This is a genomic window from Mycobacterium sp. GA-0227b (assembly GCF_001499855.1).
Lineage (GTDB): Bacteria > Actinomycetota > Actinomycetes > Mycobacteriales > Mycobacteriaceae > Mycobacterium.
The window spans coordinates 273685-286666 of record NZ_LQIK01000023.1 but is presented as its reverse complement, the minus strand read 5'-3'; the positions used below and the strand labels follow the sequence as shown (position 1 = coordinate 286666).

Here is a 12982-nt window from a genome sequence, read left to right as displayed (position 1 = left end):
GAAATCCGGTCAGTTCAATCTGCTTTCGAGCAGGCCGACGGCATCCAGATCCTCGATCGCCTGCGTGGTCGTCACCATCGCTGCGCGGGACACCTCGATCGGTTGCCAGCGCGACCCCATGGCCGCCGTTGATGCGGCAGCAATCCAGGAGTACACCGAGAACAACCGGTACTGCTCGTGAGCGGTGCCCTCGTCGAGTGCGACTCCATGCCGGGCCAGGCCCGCCCGATACCGATCCAGCAATGCGCGCTCCTCGGCGCGCCTGATCTCGACCGGCAGCGAATTGCACAGGAAGTACGCGACGTCGCGGACGCCTGGCGCGCGGCCGGCGACCGCCCAGTCGTACAGGCCGGATCGGCCTGCGTCGACGAAGAGATTGCCGCTGTGGGTGTCGCCGTGAATCAGCGTGCGTTCGCCTTCGTTGAACAGCTCGACGATGTCGGGGGAGCGCTGGGCGTACAGCTCCCCGATGCGCTGAAACGCCGGCGGCATCTCCTGCGCGAACTGCTCGATTGCCGACAAGATGAACTGGGCCCGTTGGGCGGCCACCGCGGCATCCTCGGGCTTGTTCCGCATCCCCGAGGGGGTGCGCAGCCAGCCGAGGTCACGCGACCGGAAATGAGCATGCAATGCGGCGAGTTCATCGACGAGCGAGGCCGCGACGTCGATGATGTCGCTGTCGGCCGGGGTGGGGAAACGGCATCCCGACGCTTGTAGGTCTTCGAGGACCATCACGAACGAACCGTCGGAATCGTCGTGGCCGGCGTGCCAGACGCGCGGCGCGCGCACCGGGAGTTCGTTGCCGACCTCGGCATACAACCGTGCCTCTGCGACCCCCAGACCTATTCGGCGGAGGAACGCGCGTTGTTCATCGACGAACGGCTGCAGCTTGACGAAAAGCGTGTCCGGCACGTCGCCGCGACTCGTCAGCTTGACGCGGGCTCGGCCGGTGGTGCCAGAGTGGGCATCGAGGACGTGAACCCCGTCGACCGGGGCGTGCAATATCTCGCTGAACCAGTCGGGTGTGAGTTCCTCGACGCCGGCTGGAATCCTCATCGTTCGCTTCCCGGCGCGTGATGCTTGACCCGCGCGGCATGGCGGAGCTGGGCGAGGAAGTCGGCGTCGTCGTCACTGCGCACCAGATAGTGCGACACCGCGACGCGCACCGCGGTCGACACGGCGAGTGCGGCGTCGGGTCCGGTGGCGAGCCGTTCCAGGCGCTGCCGCATCAGCGGGATGACGCGGGCGAGTCGCCTGATGACCTGTTCGGGTTCGATGTCGATCATGCGCAACCCCGGATAGGACTGCTGATATTCGACGATCACCCGCAGCGCTGCGTCGAGTCGTTCGCCCGCCGGCAGGTGCGCGGTCGCCTCGGCCACCGCGCGTTCGTAGTACTGGCGTTCCCACACCACGAACGCGTCGAGGAGGTCGCGCTTGCAGGCGAACCAGCGGTAGAGGGTGGGCCGGGAAACCTGCGCCTGCACCGCAACTTCGGACAGGCTGAGCTTCGTCATGCCGTGGCGGCCGAGCACCTCCGCGGTCGCGGCGAGAATGCGTTCCCGCGTCGAAGAGTCCGCGTCGGCTACCGGCACCGCCATAGCTTTACAAATTTTTGACGAAGTGTCACGCTGATTCCGTGACATCAGCCCGTGAACACAGTGCCGTCGACATCACGTCGGAAGAGTTCTGGAGCCGGCCGTTCGCCGTTCGCGACGAGACGTTCGCGCGGTTGCGTGCTGCCGACGGGTTGACCTGGCACCCGCCGTTGCCGTCGATGTTCCCGATGGAGGAGCCCGGGTTCTGGGCGTTGACGCGGCGCGCCGACATCGTCAACGTCAGCCAACACCCCGAACTGTTCAGCTTCGCTCAGGGGGTGGCGCTGAACCCGATGCCCGCCGAGATCCAGCGATTCGCCTCGTTCTTCTTGGCCATGGACCCGCCGCAGCACACCGTGTACCGGCGGCTGATCAGTTCGGCGTTCACCCCCCGCAACATCCGCCTGATCGAGGAGCAGATCCACAAGAATGCGGTCGCCATCGTCGAAAACCTCGTCGGTGCAGGCGAAGTCGAGTTCGTGTCGGCGTGTTCGGCGAAGCTGCCGATGCTGACGATCATGGACATGCTCGGCGTGCCCAGCGCCGACCAGCCCGCGGTCGCCTATGCCGCAGAGAAGCTGTTCGGGATGAGCGACGACGAGTACGCCACCGAGGACGAACGCCTGGCCGACCCCGTCGCGCAGATCGCGCTGCTGTCGAACACCGGCGTAGAACTGGCGCAGTTCCGGCGCACCCACCCCGGCGACGACCTGATGACCAGCATCGTCAACGCCGAGGTCGACGGTCACCGGCTGACCGACGAAGAGATCGGCGCCTTCCTGATCCTGCTCGCGTCGGCGGGTAACGACACCACCAAGCAGGCGACGACGCACGCCATGATGGCGCTCGTCGAACACCCCGAACAGCGCGACTGGTTGATGGCCGACTTCGACGGTCGCATCGGTACGGCGATCGAGGAATTCGTCCGCTGGTCGTCGCCGGTGCTGCAGTTCGCACGCTTTGTCACCGAGGACACCGAGATCAACGGCCACCCGGTCGCGGCCGGCGACAAGGTCGGCCTGTTCTACTGCTCGGCCAACCGGGACGAGACCGTGTTCGACGCTCCCGGCGCATTCGACCTCACCCGTTCACCCAACCCGCACCTGGGGTTCGGCGGCGGCGGTCCGCACTACTGCCTGGGCAGCCAGCTGGCCAAAGCGGAACTGCGAAACCTCTTCCACGAGTTGTTGACTCGGCTGAAAACCATCGAGTTCTCCGAGCCCGACCTGCTGTACAGCAGCTTCGTGCACGGCGTCAAACGGCTGCCCGCCGTCGTTCGTTAGGGGACTGAGCATGCGCGTCGCGGTCGACCTCGACAAGTGCACCGGACACGGAATCTGCGAATCGATCGCCGAGGAGGTGTTCGAGGTGGGTGACGACGGTTATGTGGTCATCCACGAGCCGGACCGGCCGGAGTCCGACCGCGACCGCATGCAGCAGGCCGTGACGCAGTGCCCCGTCGCGGCGTTGCGACTGGTCGACTGAGCGCACCTGCCGCGATGCCGGGCGGCTATCGTTTCCGCCATGACGCCGAGAAGACTCGCGGTCTGCCTGCTCGCGATCGCGCTGTCGATCGGCGTGCCTGGCTGCGGCAGGTTCACTGAATCCCTGGACGTCGCCGTCGACGCCGAACCGACCGGCCCCGTCGCGATCGCCTCGGTCGCCGCACCCGACGCCGCGCTGGTCGACAACGCGGTCGTCGCCGAGGCTGCGCGCAGCGTCGTCAGGATCCAAACCATCGCGCCGTCGTGTCAGAAGACGCTGGCGGGCAGCGGAGTCGTCATCGCGCCCAACAAGGTGATGTCGGCTGCACACGCCGTCGCCGGCGGGGGCACGGTCAGCGTCTGGGTCGGCGATCGGGAACAGCCCGCCACCGTCGTGGTTTTCGACCCCTACATGGACATCGCGGTGCTCGACGTGCCCGACCTGCAGGCGCCGCCGCTGGCATTCGCCGACACACCGGCCATCACCGGCACCGACGCCGTGGTGCTCGGATACCCGGGTGGCGGGCCGTTCACCGCCACGCCCGCACGGATCCGCGAGGTCATCGACCTTCAGGGGCCCGACATCTACCGCACCACGACGTTGAAGCGTGAGGTGTACGTCATCAGGGGCGCGATCCGGCAGGGCGAGTCCGGGGGACCGCTTCTCGGGCTCGACCGGCGCGTGCTCGGCATCAGTTTCGGGGCGGCGGTCGACGAGCCCGACACCGGGTTCGTGCTCACCGCCAAGCAGATCTTCGCGCTGATGCTCGAGGGTGTCGCCGCAAGTCAGCCCGTCGAGACAGGCGCCTGCGTCGTCGCCTGATCACCGGCCCGGCATGCTGTTTCCCACCCCAACTCCGCCCGCGGACCGCACCAACACCGACTGCTGGATCGCACCGACAGCACCGCGTTCGTCGAACAGAGTGCCGAGCGTGGTGCCGATACCGTCTGGCCCGTAACTGGTTTCGGCACGGATGCCGATCCACTCACCGTCGGGGATCCGGTGTACGTGCACGGCGAGGTCGGTGTTCATGAACGTCCACTTGCGAATGTCGAGTTTGGTGCCGATCCCGTTGGCGTCGTCGGCGACCGCGAACAGCCGCTCCAGCGGCGTCATGGTCTCACCGTTGACCAGGTCGACCTCGGGCCGGATCCACGACTCGCCGGGGCCGTCGTCCAGCGGCCTGGTCAGCCACCGCCAATCCAGGCTGTGGACGTAGTTGCGGTCCCAGTCCTTCTTCATGTCACGGCTTTTCGCCTCCGCGAGCGGACGCAGCGGCGGCGCCGACGCGTGCTGTACCGCGCGGGTGTCGATGGTTTTCAACCGCCACCCGCTGGCCCTGGCGACGGGTCGGGGCTCGCCGTCGGGGCGCTGAGCCAGCAGCTCGGCACTGACCAGCTCGATCTGCTTGCCGGCCCGCTCGATTCGGGAGCGCACCCAGAGGTCTCCTTCGGCGGGAACACCGCCGAGCAGGTCGATCAGCACCCGGCTCAATCGGGTGTCATCGCGGGTCTCGCAGCGCTCGAGCGCCCGCACCAGAAGCGCGGACACCGGCGCACCGTGCTGGATCGCGGCCGACCAGGTGCTGCGCACGAGATCGGTTGCGCGGAACTTCTCGCCGAGCGGATCGGCGTCGTCGACGAGTTCGTAGTAGGCGTCGGTCACGGCAGGCCCGCTCCCGGGACGTCGACGGTCGTGGCGTCGACGCGGGAAAGCTTGGTGCCGATCAGCCGCTGCGGATATGCGTCGGTGCTGGACACCAGGAACAACGTGCGGCGTTCGGGACCGCCGAGTGCACAGGCGATCGCGATGCGTGCGCCGATGTCGATGCGGTCGGTGACGGTGCCGCCCTCGGTGATCCGCGCGAACCGATGAGCCAGCGTCATCGCCGTCCACACGCCGCCGTCGGCGTCGAGGCAGATGCCGTCCGGCGGCCCGTCGAGCGCGTCGGCGAACGTCCGGCGACCGGTCAGCGATCCGTCCGCGCCGATGGAGTACGCGGTCAGCCGCCTGCCGGTCGACTCCGCGACGATCAGCGTCGCGCCGTCCGGCGTGATCACCATGCCATTCGGGAAGTCCAGGTCGGCGGCCACGACGGCGGACGAGCCGTCGGGGTCGAGCCGCACGATCACCCCACCTTCGCGGGCCTGTGACCCTACGTAGGCGCGACCGCTGTCGTCGACGACCATGTCGCCGAGGCCGGCCGGCACCGTGTCGGACAGATCGGCGACGGCTGCGACGTTCTCGCCGTCGTAACGGAGCACTTGGCGCTTTTCGGTGGAGGAGATCAGCAGCGAACCGTCGGGGCGAAAGCCCAGGCCGGCGGGGGCATGGCCGGGCAGCGGCAGCGTCGCCATGTCGCCGTGCAGGTCGACGGTGTGCACCGCTTCACCGAGCATGTCGGAGAACCAGAGCAGACCTTCGAACCACCGTGGCCCCTCGCCGAAGCAGAGCCCGTTCGCCAGCGGTGTCAACGTCATCCGCTCGCCGCCCCCACACCTTTACAAAACACGCGATAAGTGTCACGCTCGCAGGGTGCCACTGTCAAATGGGGGCAGGTCATGAAGAAGTTCTACGGCCACACGCTGCTCTACTTGCATGAGACGATCGCGCTCGGCTCTGGCCTGGCCGCTCAATTCACCGGCGATGAGCGCTCGCGCGAAGAGAAATTCACCGAGGCGTTCAGCGACCTCTACCACCCGATGATGGCCGAACTCGGCGCGCGACTGTTCGCGATCTGGGAGACGACGCCGTACAACGGGCATTGGCCGCAGGTCACGATCGTCTGGGAGATCGACCAGTTCGCCGACTACGCGCGTATCGGAAAGGCGCGGGCCCGGGGCGGCTCGCATGAGGCGGCGGCAGCGAAATGGTCGACGTTCCTCGCCGAGATCGGCGCGTCGGGCGAGGGCCGCATCATGTACGCGGGCAAGTACAACCGGACGCTGGCGCAGCTACGCGAGGCGAACTTCGGTGCCGGCCTGGTGATCCAAGAGATCATGCAGACCAAGCCCGGCCGGCAGGACGACTACATCCGGGAACTGGAACGCCTCTACGTCCCGTGGTCCGAGCGCACCGGAAAGCGTTGGCTCGGTTCGTTCATCACCACGTTCCGCTTCAACGAGGTCATCCACTATTGGGCGCTGGACGGCGACTGGGACTGTTTCGCGAACCACTACCCGTCATGGAAAGACAGTCCGCCCGCCGAGATCGTCACCTGGATGAGCGTCGCACCCGCGTTGCGTGACGGCTGGGAAGATTCCATCCTGCAGGCCCTACCCCCCTCGCCGCTGCAATGAGGAGCCCAGTGCTGCAAGGCTTCTCCTACGACCCGTTCGACCCGGCGGTGATGGCCGACCCGCTGCCGTACTACCGGACGCTGCGTGATCAATATCCGGTGTACTACCTCGACAAGTGGGACACCTACGCCCTGTCGCGGTTCGACGACATCTGGCGGGTGTTGGAGGTCAACGACGGCACCTTCGTGGCGTCGGAGGGAACATTGCCCGCCGCAACGGTTCTGGCGAAGCGCAACGACGGGCCTGTCCCCGACCCGCCGCTGCACCCGATGCCGTTTCACGCGAATTTCGACGCGCCGATCTACGACACCGTGCGCCGCTGCACCTCGCCCCCGCTGCGGCCGAGGTCGGTCGCCAAGCTGGCCGATCGCATCCGGACGCTGGCCAACGAACGCCTGGACGAGCTTCTGCCGCGCGGAAATTTCGACCTGACCCAGGACTACGGCGGGCTCGTCGCCGCGTCCGTGGTGTGCGAACTGCTCGGCCTGCCCGTCGATCTCGCGGCCGATGTGTTGGCCACCGTCAACGCCGGCAGCCTGGCACAGCCGGGAAGTGGCGTGGAGGTGGCCAACGCCCGGCCGGGCTATCTCGAGTATCTCGTTCCGATCATCCAGCGCAGCCGCGCCGCCGCCGGACAGAACCCGATCGCGGACAACCTGATCGACCACCGCCTGCCGGACGGATCGGCGTTCAGCGACATCGAGGCCGCCACCCAGATGCTCGGAATCTTCATCGGCGGAACCGAAACCGTGCCGAAGATCGTCGCCCACGGCCTGTGGGAACTGGGGCGGCGACCCGACCAACTGTCCGCCGTGCGCGCCGACCCGGACGCGAACGTGCCCGTGGCGCGTGAGGAGATGATCCGCTACTGCGCACCGGCACAGTGGTTTGCGCGCACCGCCCGCAAGCCGTTCACGGTCCACGACACCACGATTCGACCCGGTCAGCGGGTCATCACGCTGCTCGCGTCGGCCAACCGCGATGAACGCGAGTATCCCGATCCGGACGCCTTCATCTGGAACCGGCCCATCGAGCGGTTGCTGGCTTTCGGTCGCGGGCAACACTTCTGCCTCGGTGTGCACCTTGCCCGGCTGGAGATCGGCATCCTGGTCAGCGAATGGCTCGACCGCGTCACCGAATGGCGCATCGACGACGCGGCCGCCTCGCGGCCACCGTCGAGTTTCCAGTGGGGCTGGAACAGTGTTCCCGTCGAGGTCCAGGTGGAGGGCGTGTGAGATGTGGTCGTATCGACTGGTTGCGCCGTACACGTTGGAAAAAGCCGATATTGCGGAGCCGACACCCGAGTCGCTGGGCGACCGGCAGGTGCTGCTGCGCTTCGAGGCCGCCGGAGTCTGTGGCAGCGACCTATCGCCGTTTCGCGGGGTCCGCGGCAAGATCCCCGGCGATCAGGGGTTGAACGCGGCCGAGATGCCCGGCTTTCCGATCCATGAGGTCGTCGGTGAGGTGGTCGCCAGCCGGCACCGCAGCCACGGCGTGGGCACCCGGGTCGTCGGCTGGGCGTCGGGCTTCGACGGCTTGATGCAGTTCGTCGTCGCCGACGGTGACGGCCTCGCACCCTACGATCACAATCTGACCCCGCAACATGCAGTCGCGCTGCAGCCGCTGGCGTGCGTGCTCTACGCGATCGAACAGTTGCCGAAGCTCAAGGGGCTGCACGTCGCAGTCATCGGCCAGGGGTCGATCGGCCTGCTGTTCTCTTACGCAGCAAAAGCTTTCGGCGCGCGCCGGGTGACCGGGGTCGATCCGGTCGACCGTGATGCGGTGGCCAAGGAGTTCGGTGTCGACACGATTGTGCGCGCCACCAGCGACCGCTGGGTGAGCCACCTGGAGCCCGGAGACCGGCCCGATGTGGTGATCGAAGCGGTCGGCCATCAGGTCGCCACCCTGGGCCACGCGATCGAAGCCGCTGCCCCGGGAGGGACGGTCTTCTATTTCGGAGTGCCCGACGACGACAGCTACCCGATCAACATGCGCACCATGCTGCGCAACAACCTGACACTCAAATCGGGCGTGACACTCGACCGGCGACGCATGCTGACCGCGGCCGACGAGTTCGCCCGACGCCATCGGGACCTGTTGCCCGCCTACGTGACTCACACATTCGGTGTCGACGACGCCCAGGCCGCCTTCGAACTCGCGTGCCGGCCGGCGCCCGACCGCGTCAAGATCGCGATCGTCGAATGACCACGAGCAAGCTGCAGGACGCTTTCGCGGCCAAACAGCGGGCGTGGGGCGGATGGGTCGTCGGCCCGACCATCATCGGCCCCCAGGAGTTTGCCGCCGCAGGGTACGACTACGTCGGGTTCGACATCCAGCACGGCTACCTCGACGACGCCGATGTCGCGCTGCTGCTGCGCCGAATGGAACACGTGCCGATCGCGACGGCGGTGCGGGTTCCGTCGACCGATCCGGCCCCGATCGGCCGGGTGCTCGACGCGGGGGCCGACGCCGTGATCGTGGCGATGGTCGATTCGGCCGAGCAGGCCGCCGAGGCGGTCGCCGCGACACGATATGGCCCTGCGGGCGTGCGCAGTTACGGACCGCTGCGGGCGGACCTCGGCCGTGAGCCCGCCGAACACGAAGCGCGGGTGGACGTTTTCGTGATGATCGAGAGTGCGCAGGCGCTGGCGACGGTCGACGAAATCTGCGCCGTACCGGGCCTGGCCGGCGTCTACGTCGGACCGTCCGATCTGGCGCTGTCGCTCGGACACCGGCCAGCGGAAGCCTGGACCGCTCCGGCGGTGCAGGACGCGATCGCACGAATTGCGGACAGCGCCACGGCGGCCGGCCTGATCGCGGGTATCCATGCCGGAGCCGGAAAGCCGGCGAAGATGGCCGCCGAGTGGGGCTTTCGGATGCTGACGCTCGCGTCGGAGTCACAGGCGTTGCGCCACGGCGCGGCCGAGATCCTGCGGGAGGCGCGATGACGCCGGCGGGCCGCGTGGCCCTGGTGACAGGCGCCGCACGGGGACAGGGTGCGGCGATCGTGCGACGGCTGCGCGAGGACGGGGTTCGCGTCGGCGCCTGTGACGTGCGGATGGACGAGTTGCAGGCGAACGTCGAAGAACTCGGCGACGACGGCGTCATCGCCGTCCCGCTCGATGTGACGTCGCCGGAGCAGTGGGCGACGGCGGTGCAAACCGTCGTCGCCCGCTTTGGCGCCCTGACCACGCTGATCAACAACGCCGGCGTGCTGCACCGCGCGGCGCTCGAGAAGGAAACTCCCGAGGGCTTCGAGGGCAGCTGGCGATTCAACTGCCTCGGCCCGTTCCTGGGAATTCAAGCGGCACTTCCACATTTGCGGCGAGCCGAGGGTGCCGCGATCGTCAACACGGTGAGCACCGGCGCCATCCGCCCCTTCCCAAACCATGCCGCCTACGGCTCATCGAAGTGGGCGCTGCGGGGGCTCACCCAGATCGTCGCGGCCGAACTCGCCCCTTCTGGGATTCGCGTCAACGCGGTGTTCCCCGGCCCGATCGAGACGCCGATGCTCGATAAAACGACTCAGGGCAGGCTGGCCGCCACGCTCGGCCGCCTCGGCAAGCCGGTCGAGGTGGCCAACGTCGTCTCCTTCCTCGTTTCCGACCACGCGTCGTTCATCACCGGCGCCGAACTGGTCGTGGACGGAGGGCAATGCCTGCGACTCGGATGACGCGCGGGATGACGATCGGCATCATCGGCGCCGGGCCGGGCGGGCTCGCGCTGGGAATCTTCCTACGTAAGGCCGGGTTTCGTGATTTCACGATCTTCGACAGGGAGGACGGCGTCGGCGGTACCTGGCGGATCAACACGTATCCCGGTCTGGCCTGCGATGTGAAGTCGCATCTGTATTCCTACTCTTTCGACCTCAACGCGGAGTGGTCGCGGTTGTGGTCCGGGCAACGCGAGATTCTCGAGTACTTCGAGCGTTGCGCGCAGCGCTACCGGCTCGGGCCCAACCTGAAGCTGAACACCGAGATCACCTCGGCCCACTGGATCGACGACGCCTGGCAGCTGACCACCGCCACGGGCGAGCGGTACAAGTTAGACGTGGTCGTCTCGGCGATCGGCCTGTTCACCCGTCCCGTGATGCCCGACCTGATCGAGGAGGAACCGTTCGCCGGCACTGTGATGCACACGGCGCGCTGGGACCACTCCGTCGACCTCACGGGCAAGCGGGTGGCGGTACTGGGCACGGGTTCGACAGCGGCCCAACTCGTTCCGGAGGTCGCCAAGGTGGCCGAGAAGGTGTATTCGGTGCAACGTTCACCGACCTGGATCCTGCCCAAACCCGACCGCCCGTACACCGATCGGGAGAAGTGGGTGTTCCGCAACATCCCGTTGGCGAAGAAGATCTACCGGACGCGGCTGTGGCTGCGCAGCGAGTCGAACATCTCGGTCATCGAGCACGGCAGCGACAAGACCCAGGAGTTCAAGGGCATCGCGCTCAAGGCGCTGGAGGCCACGGTGGCCGATGAGGAGCTGCGGCGCAAGCTCACCCCGGACCACCCGTTCGGATGCAAGAGGCTGGTCTTCGCGAACGACTACCTGCAGACGCTCAACCGACCCCACGTCGAGGTGATCGCCAGCGCGGCACGGACTTTGCGCGCCAACACACTGGTGACCGGGGACGGCACCGAACTCGACGTCGACGCGGTGCTCTGCGCGACGGGGTATGCGGCCGCCGACTACCTCGGCCAGATCGAGGTCGTCGGCGAGAACGGAACGACACTGCGCGAGACCTGGAGCGACGGGGCGTACGCGTACCTCGGGATGGCGGTGCCCGGGTTCCCGAACTTCTTTATGCTGTACGGCCCCAACACGAACGTCGGCTCCAACAGCGTCATCTTCATGCTGGAGGCGCAGGCCCACTACATCGTGCGCGCACTGAAATACCTACGGCGCAAGGGCAAGTCGTATGTGGCGGTTCGGCCGCGCGCAATGGCGGCCTACCTCGCCGACATCGACCGCGCGATGGCGGGCACGGTGTGGCTGACCAGGTGCAGCAACTACTTTCGCGCGGCCAACGGTCGCGTCGTCACCCAGTGGCCGCGCAGCGCACGCGCGTTCTGGGCGATGACACGGCGTTTCAAGAGCTCCGATTACACATTCGACCCGCCCGAGCGGTCCAGCGTCGGCCAGCCCGAAACCCAGACGGCGGCGAGACGCTGAGCCGTGACCATCGCCGATCGGCTCGACCCCGCGCTACGTCACCTCGCCGATGCGCGCACCGATCTGTCGCCCGGGCTTCTCGGTGTCGTCCGCGACTCGCTGAACCAGCGCCGGGCCGAAACGGTCAAGGCGGTCAACGACATCGGCGTCGAGATCGAGAATCGGGTCGCTCAGTCGGTGCCGGTGCGGATCTACCGCGGCGCGCCTGCGCCTGCGCCTGCGGTGATCTATTGCCATGCAGGCGCATTCGTGTTGGGCAATCTCGATACCGACCATCTGCAATGTGTCGAGTTCGCCAGGCGTGGCGGTTGCACGGTGATCTCGGTCGACTACCGGCTTGCGCCCGAGCACCCGTATCCCGCTGCGCTCGACGACGCGCTGACCGTGCTGAACTGGGCGATGGAGTGCGCGACGGAACTCGGAATCGATGCCGCCAGGCTGGCGGTCGCGGGAAGCAGCGCAGGCGCCGCGCTGGCCACGGGCCTCGCGCAGCGCTCGGCAGCGGCAGCGGCACCGCCGGTGGTGTTTCAGCTGCTGCATCAACCCGTGCTCGACGACCGGCCCACCGACTCCAAGAAGGAGTTCGACACGACGCCCGGTTTCGACGGGCCGGCGGCCGAAATGATGTGGCGGCACTATCTGGGGAACACGGCCGCGTGCGCCGCGGCGGTGCCGGGCCGGGCTGCCGAGTTGTCCGGCGTGGCAGGCGCGTTCGTCAGCTGTTCGGACCTCGACCCGCTGCGCGACGAAGCGGTGGACTATGCGCTGCGGCTGATGCGCGCCGGGGTCGCGACCGAACTGCACGTGTTCCCCGGCACGTGTCACGGGTTCGACTCGCTGCTGCCGGAGTGGGAGACCAGCGTGCGGCTGTTCGAGCTGCAGGGGGCGGCGTTGCGGCGCGCGCTGCACCGGATGTGAGCTCAGCCGAGTTCGCGGGCGATCGCGGCGTGATAGGCGTCGATGTGCGCGGGGTTGACCGTCCGGAAGAACCCGTCGGGCAGCGGCGCGTGCCGGTACGCCTCGATCGTCATCGTCCGGGTGAACAGTGTGACGTCGGCACCCGGTCGGGTGAAGTGGTATTGCACGGTGATGCGGCCCTCCATGCCGCCGTCGCCGTCGCGACCGTGTCCGAGCCGGCCGACCGAGTTGAACACCCACATGGTCGGCCGCATCGCGATGGCGAGGTGCCAGGTGAAGATGCGGTCACCGTCGGGACCCGTCTCGGTCCAGGTATCACCGACCTTGAGCGGCAAGGCGTCCGGAAGCCCGCCGATGTTGACGCTGCTGGGATAGGTCTTTGGCCAGTTCGCCGGGTTGGTGACGAAGTCGTAGACGGTCTCGGGCGCGTGCGGGAACGCGGTTTCCGAGCTTGTGGTGACGACGCCCAAGGTGCTGCCTTCCGTTCGGATCTCGGCCCAGACTTTACAA

General features: G+C 67.5%; 15 protein-coding genes. 10 read left to right on the top strand and 5 right to left on the bottom strand.

What is annotated here, in order from left to right; translation table 11 throughout:
• Positions 1-9: 9 nt before the first annotated feature.
• Together AU185_RS14915 and AU185_RS14910 are read right to left on the bottom strand one after the other, a co-directional pair.
• Positions 10-1056, bottom strand: a complete 1047-nt coding sequence (locus AU185_RS14915; protein ID WP_059099697.1) for a phosphotransferase family protein — start codon at positions 1054-1056, stop codon at positions 10-12.
• Positions 1053-1601: a TetR/AcrR family transcriptional regulator gene (locus AU185_RS14910; protein ID WP_059099698.1), complete on the bottom strand. Its 549-nt coding sequence runs from the start codon at positions 1599-1601 to the stop codon at positions 1053-1055. Before AU185_RS14910 ends, AU185_RS14915 begins: the two co-directional genes overlap by 4 nt.
• Positions 1602-1639: 38 nt before the next feature.
• Here AU185_RS14910 and AU185_RS14905 point away from each other — a divergent pair, with 38 nt between their 5' ends.
• Genes AU185_RS14905 through AU185_RS14895 form a run of 3 tightly spaced genes read left to right on the top strand, consistent with a single transcriptional unit; the run spans position 1640 to position 3905 of the window.
• Positions 1640-2881, top strand: a complete 1242-nt coding sequence (locus AU185_RS14905) for a cytochrome P450 (protein WP_156425529.1) — start codon at positions 1640-1642, stop codon at positions 2879-2881.
• A gap of 10 nt (positions 2882-2891) precedes the next feature.
• Positions 2892-3083, top strand: coding sequence for a ferredoxin (locus AU185_RS14900; RefSeq protein ID WP_059099700.1), 192 nt, complete (start codon positions 2892-2894; stop codon positions 3081-3083).
• Positions 3084-3122: 39 nt separating this feature from the next.
• Complete coding sequence (locus tag AU185_RS14895; RefSeq protein ID WP_059099701.1) at positions 3123-3905, top strand: MarP family serine protease; 783 nt, start codon at positions 3123-3125, stop codon at positions 3903-3905.
• Here the strand turns inward: AU185_RS14895 and AU185_RS14890 are convergent, their stop codons facing one another.
• Together AU185_RS14890 and AU185_RS14885 are read right to left on the bottom strand one after the other, a co-directional pair.
• A complete protein-coding gene (locus AU185_RS14890; protein WP_059099702.1) occupies positions 3906-4748 on the bottom strand; it encodes a thioesterase family protein in 843 nt (280 codons plus the stop codon).
• Positions 4745-5563, bottom strand: coding sequence for an SMP-30/gluconolactonase/LRE family protein (locus tag AU185_RS14885; RefSeq protein ID WP_059099703.1), 819 nt, complete (start codon positions 5561-5563; stop codon positions 4745-4747). Before AU185_RS14885 ends, AU185_RS14890 begins: the two co-directional genes overlap by 4 nt.
• Positions 5564-5644: 81 nt before the next feature.
• Here AU185_RS14885 and AU185_RS14880 point away from each other — a divergent pair, with 81 nt between their 5' ends.
• Genes AU185_RS14880 through AU185_RS14850 form a run of 7 tightly spaced genes read left to right on the top strand, consistent with a single transcriptional unit; the run spans position 5645 to position 12472 of the window.
• A complete protein-coding gene (locus AU185_RS14880) occupies positions 5645-6382 on the top strand; it encodes a hypothetical protein (protein WP_059099704.1) in 738 nt (245 codons plus the stop codon).
• Positions 6379-7617, top strand: coding sequence for a cytochrome P450 (locus AU185_RS14875; RefSeq protein ID WP_059099705.1), 1239 nt, complete (start codon positions 6379-6381; stop codon positions 7615-7617). Before AU185_RS14880 ends, AU185_RS14875 begins: the two co-directional genes overlap by 4 nt.
• 1 nt (position 7618) lies before the next feature.
• Positions 7619-8587, top strand: coding sequence for a zinc-binding dehydrogenase (locus tag AU185_RS14870; RefSeq protein WP_059099706.1), 969 nt, complete (start codon positions 7619-7621; stop codon positions 8585-8587).
• Positions 8584-9330, top strand: coding sequence for an HpcH/HpaI aldolase family protein (locus tag AU185_RS14865; protein WP_059099707.1), 747 nt, complete (start codon positions 8584-8586; stop codon positions 9328-9330). The genes AU185_RS14870 and AU185_RS14865 overlap by 4 nt, the downstream gene beginning before the upstream one ends.
• On the top strand, positions 9327-10055 hold the full coding sequence (locus AU185_RS14860) for an SDR family NAD(P)-dependent oxidoreductase (protein WP_059099708.1): 729 nt from the start codon (positions 9327-9329) through the stop codon (positions 10053-10055). The genes AU185_RS14865 and AU185_RS14860 overlap by 4 nt, the downstream gene beginning before the upstream one ends.
• Entirely contained in the window at positions 10037-11554 is a 1518-nt protein-coding gene (locus tag AU185_RS14855) for a flavin-containing monooxygenase (protein WP_059099709.1), read from the top strand. The genes AU185_RS14860 and AU185_RS14855 overlap by 19 nt, the downstream gene beginning before the upstream one ends.
• A gap of 3 nt (positions 11555-11557) precedes the next feature.
• The gene (locus tag AU185_RS14850; protein WP_059099710.1) at positions 11558-12472 is read left to right on the top strand and encodes an alpha/beta hydrolase; all 915 of its coding nucleotides are present in this window, start codon (positions 11558-11560) and stop codon (positions 12470-12472) included.
• Between the two features lie 2 nt (positions 12473-12474).
• On the opposite strand, the gene AU185_RS14845 is transcribed toward AU185_RS14850, so the two are convergent.
• Positions 12475-12942, bottom strand: coding sequence for an SRPBCC family protein (locus AU185_RS14845; RefSeq protein WP_059099711.1), 468 nt, complete (start codon positions 12940-12942; stop codon positions 12475-12477).
• Between the last annotated feature and the right edge of the window lie 40 nt (positions 12943-12982).